This is a genomic window from Pseudomonas sp. 28 E 9, assembly GCF_900004785.1.
GTDB lineage: Bacteria > Pseudomonadota > Gammaproteobacteria > Pseudomonadales > Pseudomonadaceae > Aquipseudomonas > Aquipseudomonas orientalis_A.
In genome coordinates this window covers 23,211-43,237 of sequence record NZ_CVTK01000057.1, presented here as the reverse complement: position 1 = coordinate 43,237, position 20,027 = coordinate 23,211, and the positions used below count along the sequence as shown (strand labels likewise).

15 protein-coding genes and 1 pseudogene are annotated in these 20,027 nt (G+C 60.9%); 5 read left to right on the top strand and 11 right to left on the bottom strand.

What is annotated here, in order from left to right:
• Positions 1-243 precede the first annotated feature (243 nt).
• Positions 244-1,260, top strand: a pseudogene (locus BFQ00_RS30565) (methyl-accepting chemotaxis protein); the annotation flags it as partial.
• 39 nt (positions 1,261-1,299) lie between these two features.
• Positions 1,300-2,163: a methyl-accepting chemotaxis protein gene (locus BFQ00_RS30560; protein ID WP_370671195.1), complete on the top strand. Its 864-nt coding sequence runs from the start codon at positions 1,300-1,302 to the stop codon at positions 2,161-2,163.
• A gap of 633 nt (positions 2,164-2,796) precedes the next feature.
• Here BFQ00_RS30560 and BFQ00_RS24910 read toward each other — a convergent pair.
• From BFQ00_RS24910 to BFQ00_RS24890, 5 genes are all read right to left on the bottom strand, one after another.
• A complete protein-coding gene (locus BFQ00_RS24910) occupies positions 2,797-3,165 on the bottom strand; it encodes a glyoxalase superfamily protein (protein ID WP_065935042.1) in 369 nt (122 codons plus the stop codon).
• Between the two features lie 82 nt (positions 3,166-3,247).
• Positions 3,248-5,716: a dermonecrotic toxin domain-containing protein gene (locus BFQ00_RS24905; RefSeq protein ID WP_065935041.1), complete on the bottom strand. Its 2,469-nt coding sequence runs from the start codon at positions 5,714-5,716 to the stop codon at positions 3,248-3,250.
• Positions 5,717-5,835: 119 nt separating this feature from the next.
• A complete protein-coding gene (locus BFQ00_RS24900; RefSeq protein ID WP_065935040.1) occupies positions 5,836-7,308 on the bottom strand; it encodes an N-acyl-D-amino-acid deacylase family protein in 1,473 nt (490 codons plus the stop codon).
• A gap of 1 nt (position 7,309) precedes the next feature.
• Positions 7,310-8,170, bottom strand: coding sequence for a MurR/RpiR family transcriptional regulator (locus BFQ00_RS24895; RefSeq protein ID WP_065935039.1), 861 nt, complete (start codon positions 8,168-8,170; stop codon positions 7,310-7,312).
• Between the two features lie 11 nt (positions 8,171-8,181).
• Positions 8,182-9,531, bottom strand: coding sequence for a GntT/GntP/DsdX family permease (locus tag BFQ00_RS24890; RefSeq protein ID WP_177343725.1), 1,350 nt, complete (start codon positions 9,529-9,531; stop codon positions 8,182-8,184).
• Positions 9,532-9,779: 248 nt separating this feature from the next.
• Here BFQ00_RS24890 and BFQ00_RS24885 point away from each other — a divergent pair, with 248 nt between their 5' ends.
• A complete protein-coding gene (locus BFQ00_RS24885) occupies positions 9,780-10,160 on the top strand; it encodes a lysozyme inhibitor LprI family protein (protein WP_065883518.1) in 381 nt (126 codons plus the stop codon).
• 11 nt (positions 10,161-10,171) lie between these two features.
• On the opposite strand, the gene BFQ00_RS24880 is transcribed toward BFQ00_RS24885, so the two are convergent.
• The 6 genes from BFQ00_RS24880 to kynU all read right to left on the bottom strand — a co-directional run bounded on the left by BFQ00_RS24880 (position 10,172) and on the right by kynU (position 17,800).
• Positions 10,172-11,617: a SulP family inorganic anion transporter gene (locus BFQ00_RS24880; RefSeq protein WP_065935037.1), complete on the bottom strand. Its 1,446-nt coding sequence runs from the start codon at positions 11,615-11,617 to the stop codon at positions 10,172-10,174.
• A gap of 578 nt (positions 11,618-12,195) precedes the next feature.
• Positions 12,196-13,089: an NAD-dependent epimerase/dehydratase family protein gene (locus BFQ00_RS24875; protein ID WP_065935036.1), complete on the bottom strand. Its 894-nt coding sequence runs from the start codon at positions 13,087-13,089 to the stop codon at positions 12,196-12,198.
• Between the two features lie 103 nt (positions 13,090-13,192).
• Positions 13,193-14,089, bottom strand: coding sequence for a LysR family transcriptional regulator (locus tag BFQ00_RS24870; protein ID WP_065935035.1), 897 nt, complete (start codon positions 14,087-14,089; stop codon positions 13,193-13,195).
• Between the two features lie 29 nt (positions 14,090-14,118).
• Positions 14,119-14,886, bottom strand: a complete 768-nt coding sequence (locus BFQ00_RS24865) for a sulfite exporter TauE/SafE family protein (protein WP_065935034.1) — start codon at positions 14,884-14,886, stop codon at positions 14,119-14,121.
• A gap of 46 nt (positions 14,887-14,932) precedes the next feature.
• Positions 14,933-16,339 carry an amino acid permease gene (locus BFQ00_RS24860; RefSeq protein ID WP_065935033.1) on the bottom strand — a complete coding sequence of 469 codons (1,407 nt, stop codon included), beginning with the start codon at positions 16,337-16,339 and terminating at the stop codon, positions 14,933-14,935.
• 210 nt (positions 16,340-16,549) lie between these two features.
• A complete protein-coding gene (gene kynU / locus BFQ00_RS24855) occupies positions 16,550-17,800 on the bottom strand; it encodes a kynureninase (protein ID WP_065935032.1) in 1,251 nt (416 codons plus the stop codon).
• Between the two features lie 144 nt (positions 17,801-17,944).
• Between kynU and BFQ00_RS24850 the strand changes: the two genes are divergently transcribed.
• Together BFQ00_RS24850 and BFQ00_RS24845 are read left to right on the top strand one after the other, a co-directional pair.
• Positions 17,945-18,418, top strand: a complete 474-nt coding sequence (locus tag BFQ00_RS24850) for an Lrp/AsnC family transcriptional regulator (RefSeq protein ID WP_065883506.1) — start codon at positions 17,945-17,947, stop codon at positions 18,416-18,418.
• Positions 18,419-18,613: 195 nt separating this feature from the next.
• Positions 18,614-20,017 (top strand): amino acid permease, encoded by a 1,404-nt coding sequence (locus BFQ00_RS24845; RefSeq protein ID WP_065935031.1) that lies wholly within the window; start codon positions 18,614-18,616, stop codon positions 20,015-20,017.
• The last annotated feature ends 10 nt before the right edge of the window (positions 20,018-20,027 follow it).

Below are 20,027 nucleotides of genomic sequence, written 5' to 3'. Positions count from 1 at the left end.
TGTAGGACAACGCTGTTTACTGCGCCATCCAAAACTAAAAGGGCCCGCAGACTAGCACACAAGTCCGACGCGTGATGAGCCCCGCACACCCGCTTCCATTACCGCACCTGCAACGTTTTTTCACTGCGCCGATAAAAGTATTTCAGATTCACGCCCTGCCGCCGATACAGCGCTACACACTTTGGCTGGCTCCAACAAAACAACATCGTCCAGCGAACAGACATCACTCTTGCGGAGCATTAGATGAACAGCTGGTTCGGTAACATCAGCGTCAACCTCAAACTGGGCCTGGGCTTCGGCCTGGTGCTTGTCCTCACCTCGATCCTGGCACTCACCGGCTGGACCAGCCTGGGCGGCCTGATCGATCGCAGCAACTGGATGAGCGACATCACTCAGCTCAACGCCTCACTGACCAAACTGCGTATTGTGCGCCTGCAATATATGCTGGCCAATGGCGATGAAGACGTGGCGCAGAACGTGCAAACCAGCCTTGACGCCTTTGCCGCCAAGCAACAAAAGCTGCTGGACAGCTTCAAGAGCCCTGAAAACGTCAAGCTGCTCAATCAACAGAAAGCCGTCATTACGGCGTATCAGCAATCATTGAACAAAATGCGCGAGGCCTATCGCAACGGCAACGCCGCACGCCAGGTCATGGGCGACAAGGCCGACATCGCCAACGCACAAATCAATGCACTGGACACCAACGTGCAGCAGATGCCCGACAGCCCGGAACGTTTCGCACAGTTCCAGGCCGTGTCCAATGCCAAGGAAGAGTTCCTGCTGGCGCGCTACGAAGTGCGTGGTTACACCAACAACGTCAACGCAGAAAACGAAGCCCGTGCCGCCGCACAAATCGAAAAAACCATCGCCGGCCTGAAAAGCCTCAATGCCGTCTTCGGCAGCAGCCAACAGGCCGCGCTGAGCGCGCTGGAAACCGCACTGGGTGCCTATCGCAGCGCGGTACAAAGCTATAAAGCCGCCAACGCCAACATCGTGGCCGCCCGCGCTGAAATGACCACCCAGGGCGCCGATATCGTCACCATCAGCGACAAGCTCTACGACATCCAGCTGGACCGCCGCGACGCCGAAAGCGCCCAGGCCCGCAGCCTGCAATTGATCAGCACGTTGCTGGCCCTGCTGGTGGGCATCATCGCGGCCTGGGTCATCACCCGCCAGATCACCCGCCCGCTGCAAGACACCCTGGCTGTCGTCGAGCGCATTGCCTCCGGCGACCTGAGCCACAACATCCAGGTCACCCGCCGTGATGAACTGGGTGTGTTGCAACAAGGCATCCAGCGCATGGGCACCACCTTGCGTGAACTGATCAGCGGCATTCGTGACGGCGTGACCCAGATCGCCAGCGCGGCCGAGGAGCTCTCAGCCGTGACCGAGCAAACCAGCGCCGGCGTCAACAGCCAGAAGATCGAGACCGACCAGGTCGCCACGGCGATGCATGAAATGACCGCCACCGTGCAGGAAGTGGCACGCAACGCCGAACAGGCCTCCCTGGCCGCTGCCGATGCTGATGGTCAAGCCCGCGCGGGCGACAAGGTGGTGGCCGAGGCCATCGCCCAGATCGAACGCCTGGCGGCCGAAGTGGCACGCTCTACCGACGCCATGACACACCTGCAACAAGAGAGCAACAAGATCGGCAGTGTGATGGATGTGATCAAGGCCGTGGCCGAACAGACCAATCTGCTGGCCCTCAACGCGGCGATTGAAGCAGCCCGTGCCGGTGAAGCCGGTCGTGGGTTCGCCGTGGTGGCCGACGAAGTGCGTGGCCTGGCCCAGCGTACGCAGAAATCCACCGAGGAAATCGAAGGCCTGGTTGCCGGCTTGCAGAACGGTACCCAGCAAGTGGCCAACGCGATGAACAACAGCCGCAGCCTGACCGACAGCAGCGTGGACCTCACGCGCAAAGCCGGTGCATCCCTGGAAAACATCACCCGTACAGTGTCGAACATCCAGTCGATGAACCAGCAGATTGCAGCGGCCGCCGAACAGCAGAGCGCCGTGGCCGAAGAGATCAGCCGCAGCATCGTGAATGTGCGCGATGTATCCGAGCAGACCGCTACGGCCAGTGACGAGACGGCCAAGTCGAGCGTGGAATTGGCGCGGCTGGGTAGTCAGTTGCAGCAGATGGTCAGTCATTTCCGGGTGTAAAAAACAAAAAGCCGCCTCGATCTAAACCGAGGCGGCTCCACTTCATTAGACCTTAAAGGTCATCGAAGCTGTCCCGTAGGAATTTCCAAACATGATAAACATGCACGGCATTCACTACGAGGTTCCACGCACGTCGTGCAAACTTAGACATACTCGGCCCTCCGTGAGTCAGGCCTTACCTCCAGCACACTTACCGGAACATGTGGGCCTTCGGATGCAGGTCAATGCATCTTTGAGGCGGCCGGGTTGATGGGCCCCCCGCTTGAATCCGGCACGGATTACTAGCCCGTGGCGGTCGGTCCAAAAAATCGCGCGCGTACCCGGCGCACCTGAAAGCGACAAACTCAGAACGAATGGAGCCTACCCAAAACTCCGCGGGAAGGTGCGACAAGCGCTGGGCAAATACTCAGTATTGTTCGGGGGATCTATTGCAAAATTTTGCGACAGGGATCATTCCTATGGAGTCCCATAAAGAAGGGGGGGCAGGACATCGTTCAATCTTGCATGATGATAAGACCAGGGTTAATATCCGCCTGCAGGTCAATGCATCTTTGATGATAGCAATCCAGCCACTAACTGGATTGCAAAAAAAACCGCCCTACTAAGGCGGTTTTTTATTGCCTGCGATTTACCTCAGCCCTCCCCTTCCTCGACAAACACCAGCCGATTCCCAAACGGGTCCTTGATGCTCATCTCCCGCGAGCCCCAGGGGGTCTGCTCCACATCAGGCTTGGCGTAACGATAGTTCCTGGCCTGCAATTGCTGCTGATAAGCGTCTATTCCTTGCGCCTGTATCCGCACCGCAGCGCCCGGCGACGCATCGCCATGATGCTCGGACAAATGCAGCACGCACTCACCCAGCGACACCTGCAGGTACAACGGAAAATTGGCCTCGAAGCGATGCTGCCAGTCCACTTTGAACCCCAGGAAGTCGACGTAGAATTCCAACGCCTTGGCCTCGTCGAAAATCCGCAGGATGGGGGTGACTTTTCCTAAGTGCATGCGACTCTCCAAGTCCAGGTAAACACTGCTCGCTACAGGCGAACATCCACCCTAGCTCACAGACCGCCAAAGTGAAACACACTCAGTGACGGGAAAGCCTGGTGATCCTCGCGCTGGACAACTGATCATTGTCCACATGCACTTCATCGAACTGATAAGCATCGTCGGCAAACTCGCGCAAGCGGCCTTCGTTGCGCAGGCGTTCAATAGTGCCTGAGGCCACACACTGGCGCGCTTCGACGAACTGGGGATTGGCATCGATATTTTCATTGAAGGACACGACGGGAATGCCACGACTGTCGATTTCGTAAAGGTTGTATTGGCCGGCGAATTCGGTTTCACCAAAGTACTTCGCCGCCTCCTTTGAGCGGGAGGCGACCACGACGTTGCCATCCATCATCTTTTCCGGACCGGAAAAGAAATTCGAATCGCGAAACCCCGTATCTTCCGGATCGCCCCGACGCTCTACGCGGTCGGCCTTTTCGACGCGATACAACTTCGGCACGTCAGTGCGCTCAATCATGCCACGACTGTTGAAATACCCGCCGGCAGGCAGGCTGACGCTGGCTTTGAACGGATTGGTCTTGAGCACGCTGTCATCGTCATACGCCTCATAATCCCCGGACGATGTGGCGTTCGAGTCGACGGAAGAAGGCGAGCGTTCATCGTCCGACAGCTCGGTTTCCGACTCGTCGATTCTCGGTTTCTTGGGCGTGACCGGAGCGTCTGCCACTATTTCATAGGTGGGCTGTACCCGGGGACGCTTGGACCCGGGCTGCAGGTAGATGTCCATGGATGAATCCCATAAGGGGTTCAATTGGCCCTCCTGCACGGCGGGTAATCGAGGAGGCTGATTGGGACTCATCAGCACACCGATTTGCCCGTTTACCCGCCGATAGTTGAAAAACGGTTTATCACCGCGCGCGCCGCCGGTTTCACCTTGCGTCGTTTGTGCGCCTGCCTGGCCAGCGGAGTCGCCCTCAGTGGGGGCGGCCTTGCCCAGTGCATGGAAAAACGCCATGGTCGCCACATCCGTTACGGCGGCATGCAAACCGCTTTTGCGCTCGGCCTGGGTGTCGCCTTCAACGGCCTGGTCGATTTCCATGCCCACTTGAACCCCGTATGAGGTAGCGCCCAGGGCGAGGCCAATCGGACCGAGCAATGCCATGGGAATGGAAAACACCGCGTTGCCCGCTTGCAGCATGCCTAACGCATCGTCCTTGTAGACTTCGGCGTTGGACTTCATTTCAGTGTCTGCGTCGTCGTTGATACGCTGACGTGTCTGATTGGCCATGAAGGTGAATACATCACCGCCAATCGGGACGTTGCGGGTATTGATATGACTGTCATTGGCCGCCATCGCGCCCGTGCCGATCTTACTCAAGGTACTGTCTACGCCGTTGACACTCAGGGCACCGAATACACCCTGCTGGCGATCACGCAACGCAAAATGCTCTTCCAGCGCCGCTGCCTTGACAGGGTCCCTGCTCTGCTCCACCACCCATTGATCCACTGCGGCGCGGTCCTTGAATGTTTTGAAGGCAGGCTTGCCCCCAGGAAAACACAAGGTTTCAGCGCCATCCTTGGTCACAAAACGCAGGATGTCGTTGGATCGATAGCCATTGATGTCGAAGCATAACGCCTTGACGTCCCCCTCTGGCGCGGCCTCTGCCTGCAACTGCGCTTTCGTGACCGGCCCTTCAAGCGGCACGTTGGGCGCGGCGGCCTTCATGACACCGGCGTAGGCCTGTGGGCTGAGCCCCTGACTCGGATCCTGCTGGTTGAGGGCCCGCGCAGCACGGGCTTCCATCACAAACTGTTGCTTGGCCAACGCCCGCCACTCACTGCCATGCTGCGTCCAGAATTCATCCAGCCTGGCGGTCACTTTCTTCTGCAGATCGCCCTCTCGGACCAGTTTCAATAACTCACTGGGCTTGATTCGCAGTTGATTGTCCGCATCGTATTTGCCCTTGCCCGGGCCATCCAGGTAGAGGCCATAGACTGAATCCAGGTCACGCCACGTCTCCCTGGCATTGGGCACATCGTCATGAATTTTCGAATAGAGATAACCCGGCCCCGTTCGATCCAGCACCAGACGACCGAGCCGGCTGAAAAAATCCGGCACACTCTCGCTGTCGAACAACGAAAACGGGCTGGTGTTCGAAGACACGAAGTGCGCCACGGCCTGGGCCTTGCCGGCCACCCCGTAGCGTTCGGCCGAGAAAAAATTACTGGCGACGGCCTCGGTGAGTGTCATCGACGACTCGGGCTTTGCACGATGCTCCCAGCCTGTGACGGCACTGCCGTTGCGGGTACTGGCGGCGGGTGAGAAGCGATGCAGGTAAACCTTGTCCGGATCGACCCATTGATTGGTCTCGTTCCAGACTTTTTCCTGGATCCAGCCTTTGAGGGTATCGCGGGGAAAGGGGAACGCCGATACCGCATCGGCGCCTGAATTCAGCGTGGCGCCAGGTGCGGCACCGGTGGTCGAAGCGGGGACAGAGACAGGAAGATTACCGACATGACTGGAGCTTATGGATTGAGTATTCATACGGATTCTCCGGAAGCGACCTGCTCATCTTAGAGAGCGGTTGCGCACACTCAATCCGCTTTTTGTAAGCGCTCATTGGGCATATTCCGACACGTTATCCACCGCCGAAAAACGTTAATTCATGTGCCCGACGCCAGCCCGAAGCCCTGACGCAAATCCCCGCTGCGCACCAAAAAACGCCCCGATCGCTGACCCGTCGCCTGCCCCTGGCGATAGCTCAACACCCCGTTGACCCAGACGCCCTCGATCCCCTCGGCTGCACGCTGCGGCGCCTTGAAGTCCGCCCTGTCGCGCACCCGCAGCGGATCGAACAACACCAGGTCGGCCCAGTGCCCTTCACGGATTTCGCCACGCTCAGCCAGGCCGAAGCGCGCTGCTGACAGCCCGGTCATTTTGTGCACTGCGGTGTGCAGCGGGAACAATCCGACATCACGACTGAAATGTCCCAGCACCCGTGGGAACGCGCCCCACAATCGGGGGTGGGGAAACGGGTCTTCGGGCAACCCGTCGGAACCGATCATCGACAGCGGATGCGCAAGAATACGTCGCACATCCGCCTCATCCATTCCGTAATACACCGCACCGGCGGGTTGCAGGCGGCGGGCGGCGTCCATCAGCGCAATGCCCCACTCGGCGGCAATGTCCTGCAAGTCACGCCCGCCCATTTCAGGATGGGGTGTGGACCAGGTAATGGTGATGCGGAACGCGTCAGTGACCTGCTTGAGGTCCAGGGTCGACGAGCTGGCCGCATAGGGATAACAATCACAGCCCACCGGATGGGTTTTCGCCGCCGCCTCAAGCGACGCCAACAGTTGCGGGCTGCGCCCCCAGTTCCCCGCACCGGCGCACTTGAGGTGAGAAATAATCACAGGCGCCCGGGCATGTCGGCCGATTGAAAACGCTTCATCCATTGCCTCCAATACCGGCTCGAACTCACTGCGCAAATGCGTGGTGTACACCGCGCCATAAGCGCTCAGCTCTTCGCTCAGTTGCAGCACCTCCTCGGTCTCTGCATTGAATGCACTGGCGTAGGCAAGGCCCGTGGATAAACCCAGGGCACCGGCGTCAAGGCTCTCCTGTAATTGCATGCGCATGGCCGCGATTTCATGCGCCGCAGCCGTGCGGTGCAGGTCGTCCATATGATTGCTGCGCAGTGCCGTGTGGCCGATCAGTGCGGCGACATTGACTGCGGGGTGGGCGCGTTCGACCGCCGCGCGATAATCGATAAAGCGCGGGTAGGCAAACGCCTCGGCATCGCCCAACAGGTTCATCGGATCGGGTGGATTGCCACGCAGGCTCACAGGTGAAGCGCTGATGCCGCAGTTGCCGACAATCACCGTGGTCACGCCCTGGCTGAGCTTGGGCAGCATCTGCGGGTGGCGGATCACCACGGTGTCGTCGTGGGTGTGCACATCGACAAAGCCCGGCGCCAGTACGTAGCCGGTGGCGTCAACTTCATGCTCGGCCGTCGCCGCCGACAGGTCGCCGATCGTCTCGATACGCCCGTTGCGCACCCCCACATCGGCGAGGTACCCAGGCGTGTTGCTGCCATCAATGATCAGCGCCTGGCGAATCAGCGTGTCGTACGTCATTTCAATCTCCAAGCGGCAGGCTGTCAGGGCCGCCGCGATAATCGTCCAGGGCGAGTTTGATCCGGCGCAGGCGTTCCTGGTTGGCGTCGGGCATGGCCAGCGCCAGCTCGGTGGCCAGCAGGTCGATGGCCAGCAACATGCCGTAGCGGGCAGCCGTAGGCTTGTAGATAAAATGGGTTTCAGCCGGTTGCAGCGGCAGCACCACGTCCGCCAGCCCGGCCAGCGGCGAATCGGCCAGGGTGATGGCGACAACGCGCGCGTCGTAGTTGCGCGCCAGTGTCACCACATCCAACAGTTCGGGGGTCAGTCCGCTCAGCGAGCAGACAATCAGCGCCTGTTCCGGACCCAGGGTCGCGGCCGTCACCCGCATCATCACCGGGTCGTGGCAGGCCGCAATCGGATAGCCCAGGCGCACCAGCCGCACCTGCAATTCATCGCTGCACAGGCTCGACGGGCCGCCCATGCCGAACGCATGGATCATCCGTGCCTTGCCCAGCAGGCTCACCGTATCGACAAAGCTGTGCTGATTGAAGCCAGCCAGGTGCTGGCGCAACGTCGCTTCGATATCACCGAGAATCTGCCGATGAAATGCCGATTGTTCCGGCAGCCCCGCCGGGTCCAGGAAGCGGCTGCCAACCCCGCTGGCCTGGGCCAACTGCAGGCGCAGGTCACGCAAGTCGCGGCAACCGACACTGCGCGCAAAGCGCGACAAGGTGGCGGTACTGACCTCGGCCCGTTGCGACAGCGCTTCCAGGCTGGCCGACGCGGCAAAGCCCACATCGTCGAGCATCAGCCTGGCGATACGCCCTTCGCCGGCGCTGAAAGAGTCCTGACGGGCGCGGATCTGGTAAAGGATGTCCATGGGGCTCCCGTTTACAAAAGGCAGGACAGACCGTAGGTCAGACCGAAGGCCACCACCGAAATCAGGGTTTCCAGCACGGTCCAGGTCTTGAAGGTCTGGATCACCGTCATATTGAAGTATTCCTTGATCAGCCAGAAGCCGCCGTCGTTGACGTGGGAAAAGATCACCGAACCTGCACCGGTCGCCAAGACCAGCAATTCAGGGTGGGGATAACCCATGCCCAAAGCGACCGGCGCCACCACACCGGACGCCGTGGTCATGGCCACCGTGGCCGAGCCCGTGGCGATACGCATCAGCGCGGCGAACAACCAGCCCATCACCAGTGGCGACAGCTGGAACGCATGGGCCAGGCCGAGGATTTCGTTAGTGACGCCGGCATCCACCAGGATGCGGTTCAAGCCACCGCCCGCCCCCACCAGCAGGGTGATGCTTGCCGTGGGCGCCAGGCATTCATTGGTGAACTTGAGGATCGACTCACGGTTGAAGCCCTGGGCCAGGCCCAGCGTCCAGAAACTCACCAGGGTCGCCACCAGCAGTGCGATCACCGAGTTGCCGATAAATAACAGGAACTGGTTGAAGCCGGTGCCAGGCGTGGAAATCACATTGGCCCAACCGCCGATCATCATCAGCACGACCGGCAACAGGATGGTGCCCATGGTCAGCGCGAAGCTCGGCAAACGGGTACGCGGTTCGCGCTCGATAAACTGGCGCTCCAGGGGGTTTTCCGCCGGCAGGTGAATGTGCGGCACGATGAATTTGGCGTAGACCGGCCCGGCGATGATCGCCGTCGGAATACCGATCAGGATCGCATACAGCACGGTTTGCCCGACCGAGGCGTTATACGCCAGCACCGCCATCATCGCCGCCGGGTGCGGCGGCACCAGCGCATGCACCACCGACAGGCCGGCGACCATCGGCAGGCCGACCATCAGGATCGACACGCCCACACGCCGCGCCACGGTGAAAGCGATCGGCACCAGCAACACAAAGCCCACCTCGAAAAACAGCGGCAACCCCACCAGGAACGCGATGCAGACCATGGCCCAATGGGCATTACGCTCGCCGAAACGGTTGATTAACGTACGGGCCACCTGCTCCGCGCCACCGGACTCGGCCATCATCTTGCCGAGCATGGTGCCCAGCGCCACGACCAGGGCGATATGCCCCAGGGTCTTGCCGACGCCCGCCTCGTAAGAGCCCATGATGGTGTCCGCCGGCATCCCGGCCATCAGCGCCAGGCCAATGGACACCAGGGTGATGACGATAAACGGATTGAGCCGGTAACGTGCGATCAGCACGATCAAAGCAATGATGGCGATGGCGGCGTATGCCAATAGCCCGAAGCCCGGTGATGCGGCCATGCGGTACTCCTCGGAAAGGGTCACGTCGAATACGTTGTGAAACTCATAAATCATTACCGAAGAGGGTTTTCAAACTTTATGAAAATAATTACCGCGCAGGGATAAGCGCTGTCGCGGTGGGATATGCCCGACGCCGCCGCATGAAAATTCAGGGGGTGTTCTTACATCACCTTTAGATAAGGGCCGGAAACTCAGCGTGCGTCGTCGAGTCATACACTGCACATCCATCGATGCCAGGAAAAACACAGATGATTCGCACAACGCTCGCCGCCGGCGCCCTGCTTCTTGCCATCTGCGGCACTGCCGCCGCCGCCGATAACCCGGCGCTGAACAAATGCATGGACGGCGCGAACACCACCGCCGATATGGTCGGCTGCAATGTCAAGGAGGCCAAGGTGCAGGATGCGCGGCTGAACAAGGCTTACAAGACTGCGCTGGCCGCCCAGGAAGGCAACCGCAAGCAGCAACTGCAGGATCTGCAGCGCCTGTGGATCAAATACCGTGACGCCAATTGCGCCTTTGCAGGCAGCGCCACCGGCGGCACCATCGATCAGGTCAACGGCTCCGGCTGTGTGCTGGACATGACCCAGACCCGGGCGCAGGAACTCGAAAACCTGGTCGGGCCATAGGCTGCTGCAGGTCAGTCGTGCTGAACCCTGGCACGCTTGAGCAGCTTCTTGCAGCGCTCCGAGAGGTGCAGCACGCGCAGATGCTTGCCCGCTTTGCTGTAGCGCTCGCGCAGGGTCATCAGCGCGGCAATCGCTGAATAGTCGACGAAGCTCAGGTGACGGCAGTCGAGCGTCACCTCGGCCGGGTCGTTGGCCGGGTCGAATTGATTCAGGAACGGCGTGGTCGAGGCAAAGAACAAGGTGCCGTGCAGGCGATACAGTTTGCTGCCGTCGGCTTCCAGGTGTTCATCGGCATACAGCTCACGCGCCTGTTGCCAGGCGAAATTCAGCGCAGCAATCACGATACCGCACAGCACGGCGGTCGCCAGGTCGGTGAACACGGTGATGACCGTCACCGCGATGATCACCAGCACGTCATTGAGCGGGACCTTGTTGATCACCCGCAACGACGCCCAGGCGAACGTCTGCTGGGACACCACGAACATCACCCCCACCAGGGCCGCCAGCGGAATCCGCTCGATCAGCGGCGACAGAAACAGAATGAACAGCAGGATCATCACCCCGGCAAACACGCCGGAGAAACGCCCACGCCCGCCGGAACTGAGGTTGATCACGGTCTGCCCGATCATCGCGCAACCGCCCATGCCGCCGAACAGGCCCGAGACCATATTCGCAGCGCCCAGGGCCACGCTTTCGCGGTCAGGGTAGCCACGGGTCTCGGTGATTTCGTCGGTGAGGTTGAGCGTCAGCAGGGTTTCCAGCAGGCCGACCATTGCCATCAGGAACGCATAGGGCGCAATGATCCCAAGGGTTTCCAGGGTCCAGGGGATCTGCGGCAGCGCGAAGGTCGGCAGGCCGCCTGCGATGTGCGCCATATCGCCGAGGGTGCGGGTAGGCAAGCCGAGCAGGTACACCGCCAGGCCCACGCCGAGGATCGCCACCAGGGCCGGCGGCACGGCGCGGGTCAGGCGTGGCAGCAGGTAGACGATGGCCATGGTGGCCGCGACCAGCGCGACCATCACGTACAGCGGTGTACCGCTGAGCCAGGCTTCACCCCTTTTGAAGTGCTCCAACTGCGCCAGCGCAATGATAATCGCCAGGCCGTTGACGAACCCCAGCATCACCGGGTGGGGCACCATGCGCACCAGCTTGCCCAGGCGCAACAGGCCGAACGCGAGCATGATCAAGCCGCCCAGCAGCACGGTCGCCAGCAGATACTCCACGCCGTGTTGCACCACCAGCGCCACGATCACCACCGCCATGGAACCGGCCGCACCGGACACCATGCCGGGCCGGCCGCCGAACAACGCGGTGAGGGTGCAAATGATAAAAGCGCCGTAGAGCCCCATCAGCGGGTTGAGATGGGCCACCAGGGCGAAGGCGATGCATTCGGGCAACAATGCAAATGACGTGGTGAGGCCGGCCAGGGCGTCGGCGCGCAGACGGGTGAGCTTCATGGAGTACCAGGGAGTTGCGGGGGATAAGGCGGGGAATGGTACGGAATTGAGCGGGGCGGGGCTAGCCTCGAAGACCGAGGCGACCCCAATCGGGGCATAGGTATCTACACAACTCAGCAGCGCCCAACCGTAACCACGATGCGAAGCGAGCCGCTCTTGATCTGCTTTTGATCTTGATCTCAGGCGCCCCGTTAAACCACGCTGGCCGAACGCAGGCTTGAATCCGTGGGCAACCCGGCAGGACGCCGGGTTAGCCGCCCCGCGCCATGGATGGCGCGTGGCGGCGGCCCACGGATTCAAGCCTGCGTTCGGGCACACCGAGCCTAAGCGAGGTGCCGAGTGGTGGGGCAAGAGCGTTTTGCTTACTTTTGCGCTTTTCAAAAGTGAGCCGCCGTAAGGGCGGAACCCTAAGCAGCCGTGACCGCAGAAACGGATATGCACTCGATCTGATCCAACATCCTGGTCGGCCCAGAGGCCGCCATCGGGGGCAAGCCCCCTCCCACATTTGAACTGTGAATACATTCAAAGTGTGGGAGGGGGCTTGCCCCCGATAGCCTCACCCCGGTATCAAGCGAACATCACACCATCTCGTGGCGAATCCACTCCACCACCGACGTACGCTTCGGCACCCAGCCCAGCCGTTCCCGGGCATGCTTGCCGCGCACTCGGCTGTTGGAGCCCAGCCCGTAGTTGGCCATTTCATACCCCCACTCGGCCTCAGCCTCGGCCAATGGCCAGTCCTGCGGCTCGCCCAGGTTCAGCGCCTGGGCAATCGCCGTGGTCATGTCGATAAAGGCCGCTTCGCCGCTTTCCACGAAATAGAACGTGCCCGGCACATTCTTCGTCAACGCCAGCAGGTACAGCGCGACCACGTCTTCGATATGCACGTTGGACCAGATGTTCTGCCCCGGCCCCACATGACGTACCACACCACTGTTGCGAGCCTGTTTGAGCAAGCGCGGCAATTGCACGCTGTCGCGTTTCACGCCCAGGCTGTGACCGTAGATCAGGGTGTTACAGATCACGGCCGAATTCACACCCTCCCTGGCGGCGGCCAGGATCAGGTTATCGATCGCCACCCGAGCGGCCTTGTCGGCGGTCGGCTGCGGCAGATTATCCTCGAAGTAAATGACATCACTGGCCTTGCCGCCCGACGCGTCGCCGACGATGCTCGAACCGCTGGTGTGCAGGAACGGCTTGTTGGAACCTTTCAAGGCAGCCAGCAGGGTTTCGACGCCGGCGCGATGGTCGCTGCTGGCGGCGTTGATCACCGCATCGGCTTGCTGCGCCTGTTCGGTCAAGACCGCCGCGTCATCGAGGGTGCCGATCACCGGGGTGATGCCCAGTGCCGTCATTTCAGTAGCTTGCTCGGCGCTGCGCACCAGGCCGGTGACGGCGTGCCCGGCCTTGACCAGACCGGTGGCGATGGAACCGCCGATAAAACCGGCCGCGCCGGTAACGAATACATTCATGGAGAGTGCTCCTGACTGGGTAAGTGATGAGCCCAGTATCCAGCAGCCCCCGACGTTGAATAACCCCGTGCCGGCCAATTCACTCTTGCGCGGCAGTCACGAATCAGCGGGCATAACGCGCCAATTTGGCCTGGATAAAGTCCAGGAAGCATTGGATACGCAACGCCAGTTGGGAGTTGCGGTAGTACACCGCATGGATCGGCTGGCGGTAGCCACTGTTGAAGGTGTCCAGCAGTGGCACCAGGCGCCCGGCATCGATGTCTTTGTGGGTCATGAAGTTGGACAGGCAGCAAATGCCCTGCCCCTCCAATGCCAGGTGGCGCACGGTTTCACCGCTGGAGGCGGCAATACCCGGCTGGATCAGCCAGCGGTCACCTTCGGCATGGCGCAGCGGCCAATGGTTGAGGGTGTCGGTGTGGGTGAACCCCAGTAACGTATGCCCGGCCAACTCGGCGACGGTGGTCGGCGTGCCGTGTTGCTTGAGGTATGCGGCGCTGGCCAGGATGTGCAGCGGCGTGCTGCCCAGGGCGCGGGCATGCAGGGTGGAGTCGGCCAGGGTGCCGATACGAATGGCAATGTCGGTGCTTTGCTCCAGCAGGTCGATGATCACGTCGTCGCTGTTGAGCTCCAATTGGATATCCGGGTACAGGCCACGAAACTCGCCGATGTACGGCATGATCCCGTGCAGCATGAACGGCACCGCCGCATTGATGCGCAGCCGCCCGGCCGGTTTTTGCTGGCGTGACGACAGACGCTCTTCCAGCTCTTGCATTTGCGCCAGGATCACCTTGGCCTGCTCGAAGAAGTACCGGCCCTCCTCGGTCAAGTCCATGCGCCGCGTGGTGCGGTTGATCAGGGTGGTATCGAGCTTGGCCTCCAGGCGCGACAAGGTGCGGCTGACCGCCGACGGCGTCTGGCCGACCTGCTCGGCGGCGGCGGAAATCGAGCCGCACTCGATCACGCTGACAAAAATCTGTAGTTCATCGGATCGGGCTTTCACGGGCTGTCCTGGTTATTGGCTCGGGCTCATTATTGACCACTGAGCAACAAATGGCCTCCCAATAGCGCCATACCACTGAAAAATCCGCGCTTGAACCACAGCGCACTGATGCGCTGGCGCACCACCTGGCCCAACCACATCCCCAGCAACGCCGGCACCAGCGCCAACAACGATGCGCTGATTTCACCGCCACCGAGCGCGCCGCGCCAGGCGAGCCCGCCGGCCAGCGCGAGGGTCGAGACGCTGAACGACAGCCCCAGCGCCTGCACCAACTGATCGCGGCTCAACCCTAGCGCCTGCAGGTACGGCACCGCAGGAATCACGAACACGCCGGTGGCCGCAGTGATGACGCCCGTGACCAGCCCGCACAGCGGGCCCAGCCAGCGCTCGGTTCGGGGTTGCACTCTGAAGGTCGGCAGGAATAATCCACTCAGCGCATACACCAGTAACGCCGCACCCAACGCGCGTACCACCCACGGCCCACCGTCCAGGCCCAGCCACAGCGTGCCCAGCCCGGCACCCAGGACAACCAGCAGCAACATCGGCCACAGGCGCTTGAGCAAGGTACCCAGGTGCCCACCCAACGCCAGTTGCCAGAGGTTGGTGACCGTCGACGGAATGATCAGCAACGCCGCTGCCTGTGCCGGCAGCATAGCCAGGCCGAGCATGCCCATGGCCACCGTGGGCAGGCCGAGGCCAATCACCCCCTTGACCGTACCGGCCAGCAGGAACGTGCCGACAACCAACAGCGTCAGGGCTGGGCCGAGGTTTTGATAGAACGTCAGGAAAGTCATCATGCCGGGAGTATGCCGTCAACTGCCGTCGTTCGAACACCAGCCGGTGTCATACCAAGGCCTTGTTCGATGCCCTGGCCCTGCCCTTGCGGAAAAACCCGTAATACACCGCGCTCAGGATCAGCAGGAACGGCACGCCAAACACCAGGGTCATCCTGAACACCTCGGTGAAATACGTGGTGATCATCACCGCACCCATCAGTACCAGCCCCAGCAAGGTGCTGTACGGAAACAGGCGCAGCTCGAAGGACAGCGTCGGCCCGCCGTGGCGTTTGCGGTAGCGCCGGAAAAACAGGTGCGTGAGGAAGATCATGAACCAGGTGAAAATTGCCCCGAACATCGAGATCGCCATCATCAGCGTGAACGAACTGTGCGGGTACAGCACATTGAGCAGGGTCGCCAAGGCGATACCGGAGCTGGACAGCAGCAAGGCATTGAGCGGGATACCGCTGTTGCTCAACGCGCCCATGGATTTGGGCGCAAACCCTGCGCGGGACAGGCTGAACATCATGCGCGTGGTGATGTAGAGCTGGCTGTTCATCGCCGACAGCGCCGCGACCAGAATCACGAAATTCATCACCCCGGTGGCGCCGGGAATGCCGATGGTCTGCATCACTGTGACGAACGGGCTCTGGGCCTGACCCGCCTGGTTCCACGGCACGATGGCCAGCATCAGGGCCAGGGTCAGCAGGTAGAACACCACCAGGCGCACGAGGGTCGCGCGAAAGGCTTTCTTCACCGCTCGCTCCGGGTCGGCCGCTTCACCGGCAGCCACCGCGATCATCTCCACACTCAGGTAGCTGAAGATCGACACGATCACCGCGATCCACATACCGCTCAACCCATGGGGGAAAAAACCCTCATGGGCCGTGTAGTTCTGCACGCCATATTCCGGGTTGCCCGAGCCGAACACCACGTACACGGCCAGGATGATGAAGCCGACAATCGCGCTGATCTTGATGGTGGAGAACCAGTATTCGAAGTTGCCAAAGGTCTTCACACTGATCGCATTGAGCAGGATCAACACGCTGGAAAACGACACGATCCATACCCATTCCGGCACGTTGGCGAACCAGAACTTCATGTACATCGCCACCGCCGTCACCTCGGCGCCGACTGCCAGCACGATCGCCGCCCAATAGGCATAACGCACCAGGAACCCGGCCAGCGGGCCAATATAAAACTCGGCATAGGCGCCAAAAGAGCCGGAGGTGGAATGGGCCACCGTCATCTCCGCCAGGCACCCCATCAGGATCAAGGTAATCAACGCACCGATGGCATAGCTGAGCAATACGCTGGGCCCGGCATAGCCAATGGCGTAGGCGCTGCCCATGAACAGCCCGGTACCAATGGCGCCGCCGATGGCGATCATGCTCATTTGTCCGCAAGTGAGCTGGCGCCTGAGGCCCAGTTCGCGGTGGGTGATTTCTGCAAAGCCGTTGTCTGGCGTGGTCACGTGGCGTGCCCCTTTTATTATTGTGATTGGTGCTGTTGTCACAGATGGCAAGTCCTGATGCCAGTCAGTTAAGCGTACCTGGCCCGCTGTAGGAGCGAGCTTGCTCGCGAAAAATGTCAACGATAACGCGTGCTTGCTGAATGAACGCGGTGCCTGTGAGTTTTTCGCGAGCAAGCTCGCTCCTACAGAGGGCGGGGTACGCTTAAGCTCTTAGGTCACGCTGTTACGCACCTTGAATTGCGCCTGGTCCCAGGTGGCGGTGTCGAGAATGTCACCGAGGATTTCCACCGCATCCCACACGTCGGTGAAGCGTGTGTAGAGCGGGGTAAAACCGAACCGCATGATGCGCGGCTCACGGTAGTCACCGATCACGCCCCGGGCGATCAGCGCCTGTATCACCGCATACCCTTGAGGGTGTTCGAAACTCACATGACTGCCGCGCCTGGCGTGTTCACGCGGGGTGATCAGCTTCAAGCCATGAACGGCGCAGCGTGCTTCGACCCGCTCGATAAACAGATCGGTCAGCGCCAGGGATTTGCTGCGCAGGCTGGCCATGTCCGTCTGTTCAAATATCTCCAGCCCGCACTCCACCATGGCCAGCGAGGTGATCGGCTGGGTGCCGCACAGGTAGCGGGCGATGCCGGCACTCGGTGCGTAGTTGGATTCCATCGCAAACTGACGGGTATGCCCGAACCAGCCCGACAGCGGCTGGCGCACCAGGTCCACCAACGCGGGGTTGACCCACACGAACGCCTGGGAGCCCGGGCCGCCATTGAGGTATTTGTAGGTGCAGCCAATTGCATAATCGGCGCCGGCCGCGTGCAGGTCGATGGGCACCGCACCGGCCGAATGCGCCAGGTCCCAGAGGCTCAACGCGCCGCACTCATGGCTCAAGTCGGTGAGCGCATGCATGTCATACATATAGCCGCTCTTGTAGTTGACGTGGGTGAGCATCACCACCGCGACATCCTGGTCGATGGCGCGGGGCAGTTCGTCCGGGCTGTTGACCAGGCGCAGCACATAACCCTGTTGCAGCAGCTCGGCGAGGCCCTCGGCGATGTACAGGTCGGTGGGAAAATTGCTCGCTTCGCTGACGATCACCTTGCGCGCCGGCGCTCGCTCGCGCTGTACGCTCAGCGCCGCGCTGAGCACCTTGAACAGGTTGATGGACGTGGTATCGGTCACCGCCACTTCGCCCTCGCCGGCGCCGATCAGCGGTGCCAGGCGATTGCCCAGGCGCAGGGACAGATCCGCCCATCCGGCGCTGTTCCAGCTGCGAATCAGGCCGTTGCCCCATTCTTCGGCGATCACCTGTTGCGCCCGCGCCAGCGAGGCCAGCGGACGCGCGCCGAGGGAATTACCGTCGAGGTAGATGACGCCCGCAGGCAAGGCGAACTGATCGCGCAAAGGCGCCAGCGGGTCCTGGACATCGAGGGCTTGGCAATGGCTTCGGGTGGTCATGGTCTGTCCTGGTTTTTATAAGAGAAGATGGACCAAATAATGAACGAAGCTTTAGAGAATTTTCGTGCAAAGTGGTAGGTGAAGCGCTATTTAAGCTGTAGGAAATTCGAATTTAACTCCAAAACACGCGGATTTATTCAAATCATGATTCTTGACGCCACCGACCTGCGCCTCCTGCATTTCCTGCAACAGGATGGCCGTATCAGCAACCAGGAACTGGCGGAAAAAGTCGCGCTGTCGCCCTCGGCCTGCCTGCGCCGTCTGCGCCTGCTGGAAAGCGAAGGCGTGGTCAGCGGCTATCGGGCGGTGCTCAATGCCGAGCAGTTGGGCATTGAGCTTGAGGCCATCGTGCACCTGTCCTTGCGCCAGGATGTGGAAGATTGGCATGAGACCTTCATCGAGAAAGTACAGGGCTGGCCGGAGGTGGCCAGTGCCTATGTGGTCACCGGCGCCAGCAACTATGTGCTGCGGGTACAGGCGCGCAACCTCAAGCATTTTTCGGACTTTATCGTGAACCAACTCAACCGCACGGCAGGGGTCGTGGATATACGTTCGGAGATTGTGCTGCAGAAAATCAAGGATCGGGATGAGGTGCTGGATCTGGTCCTGCGCAAATAGCCCCTGCCCGCCAAACGCGTGGGCCCGCTGCGGATCGTCACTGAGGTTGGTCCGGGTGGTCACGGATCAGGCACTTGATGGCGTCCAGCTGTATTACGAAAAGTTTACGCAGAGTAATATCTGCCCCTCAGCACTTCTGAGGGGCTGATGCGCCTGCACTCACCCTTAAGAAAAACAAGTATGAAGGGAACGTTAATGGCGGATGACATGGTAAACCCGGTGGGCCTCAAGCGCGGCCTGAAGAACCGGCACATTCAACTGATTGCCTTGGGAGGGGCGATCGGCACGGGGTTGTTCCTCGGCTCGGCCGGGGTGCTCAAGTCGGCAGGGCCGTCGATGATCCTGGGTTACGCGATAGCCGGTTTCATCGCCTTCCTGATCATGCGCCAGCTCGGCGAGATGATCGTCGAAGAGCCGGTGGCCGGCTCCTTCAGCCACTTTGCGCATAAATACTGGAGCGGTTACGCGGGCTTTCTCGCAGGCTGGAACTACTGGGTGCTGTACGTGCTGGTGGGCATGGCCGAACTGACGGCCGTGGGCAAATACATCCAGTTCTGGTGGCCACAAATCCCGACCTGGGTCAGCGCGCTGGTGTTCTTCGTCGCGGTCAACCTGATCAACACCCTGAACGTGAAGTTCTTCGGTGAAGCCGAGTTCTGGTTCGCGATCATCAAGGTGGTGGCGATTGTCGGCATGATCGTGCTCGGCTGCTACCTGCTGTTCAGCGGTACCGGCGGCCCGCAGGCGTCGGTCAGCAACCTGTGGAGCCACGGCGGTTTCTTCCCGAACGGTGGCATGGGGCTGTTGATGTCGATGGCGTTCATCATGTTCTCGTTCGGTGGCCTGGAGCTGGTCGGCATCACTGCCGCCGAGGCCAGCGAGCCGCGCAAGGTGATCCCGAAGGCGATCAACCAGGTGGTGTACCGAATCCTGATTTTCTACGTCGGCGCCCTCGCCGTGCTGCTGTCGCTGTACCCGTGGGATCAACTGCTGCAAACCCTCGGCGCGTCGGGCGATCCCTACAGCGGTAGCCCGTTCGTGCAGATTTTCTCGCTGATCGGCAATGACACCGCTGCGCACATCCTCAACTTCGTGGTGCTGACCGCGGCGCTGTCGGTCTACAACAGCGGCGTGTACTGCAACAGCCGCATGCTGTTCGGCCTGGCCGAGCAAGGCGACGCACCCAAGGCGTTGATGAAGCTCAACAAGCAAGGCGTGCCATTGCGGGCGCTGGCGATTTCGGCGCTGGTGACCCTGCTGTGCGTGGTGGTCAACTACGTCGCGCCGAAGAGTGCCCTGGAGTTGCTGTTTGCATTGGTGGTTGCCTCGCTGATGATCAACTGGGCGCTGATCAGCATCACCCACATCAAGTTCCGCAAGGCCATGGGCGAGCAAGGCGTGACGCCGTCGTTCAAGACCTTCTGGTTCCCGTTCAGCAACTACCTGTGCCTGGCGTTCATGCTGGTGATCATCAGCGTGATGCTGGCGATCCCGGATATTCGTGAGTCGGTGTATGCGATGCCGGTCTGGGTGGGGATTATCTATATTGCCTACCGGTTCCGGATGCGCAGGAACAGTGCGCGAGTGGTTGCTCGGTAGACCGCTCTGC

What these genes read in the sequence shown, in the direction of transcription:
- BFQ00_RS24850 (WP_065883506.1), top strand. Translation starts at nt 17,945, where the DNA reads ATGATTCTTGACGCCACCGACCTGCGCCTCCTGCATTTCCTGCAACAG.
- BFQ00_RS24880 (WP_065935037.1), bottom strand. Translation starts at nt 11,617, where the DNA reads ATGAAGCTCACCCGTCTGCGCGCCGACGCCCTGGCCGGCCTCACCACG.
- BFQ00_RS24865 (WP_065935034.1), bottom strand. Translation starts at nt 14,886, where the DNA reads ATGATGACTTTCCTGACGTTCTATCAAAACCTCGGCCCAGCCCTGACG.
- kynU (WP_065935032.1), bottom strand. Translation starts at nt 17,800, where the DNA reads ATGACCACCCGAAGCCATTGCCAAGCCCTCGATGTCCAGGACCCGCTG.
- BFQ00_RS24900 (WP_065935040.1), bottom strand. Translation starts at nt 7,308, where the DNA reads ATGACGTACGACACGCTGATTCGCCAGGCGCTGATCATTGATGGCAGC.
- BFQ00_RS24895 (WP_065935039.1), bottom strand. Translation starts at nt 8,170, where the DNA reads ATGGACATCCTTTACCAGATCCGCGCCCGTCAGGACTCTTTCAGCGCC.
- BFQ00_RS24905 (WP_065935041.1), bottom strand. Translation starts at nt 5,716, where the DNA reads ATGAATACTCAATCCATAAGCTCCAGTCATGTCGGTAATCTTCCTGTC.
- BFQ00_RS24845 (WP_065935031.1), top strand. Translation starts at nt 18,614, where the DNA reads ATGGCGGATGACATGGTAAACCCGGTGGGCCTCAAGCGCGGCCTGAAG.
- BFQ00_RS30560 (WP_370671195.1), top strand. Translation starts at nt 1,300, where the DNA reads ATGGGCACCACCTTGCGTGAACTGATCAGCGGCATTCGTGACGGCGTG.
- BFQ00_RS24885 (WP_065883518.1), top strand. Translation starts at nt 9,780, where the DNA reads ATGATTCGCACAACGCTCGCCGCCGGCGCCCTGCTTCTTGCCATCTGC.
- BFQ00_RS24890 (WP_177343725.1), bottom strand. Translation starts at nt 9,531, where the DNA reads ATGGCCGCATCACCGGGCTTCGGGCTATTGGCATACGCCGCCATCGCC.
- BFQ00_RS24875 (WP_065935036.1), bottom strand. Translation starts at nt 13,089, where the DNA reads ATGAATGTATTCGTTACCGGCGCGGCCGGTTTTATCGGCGGTTCCATC.
- BFQ00_RS24910 (WP_065935042.1), bottom strand. Translation starts at nt 3,165, where the DNA reads ATGCACTTAGGAAAAGTCACCCCCATCCTGCGGATTTTCGACGAGGCC.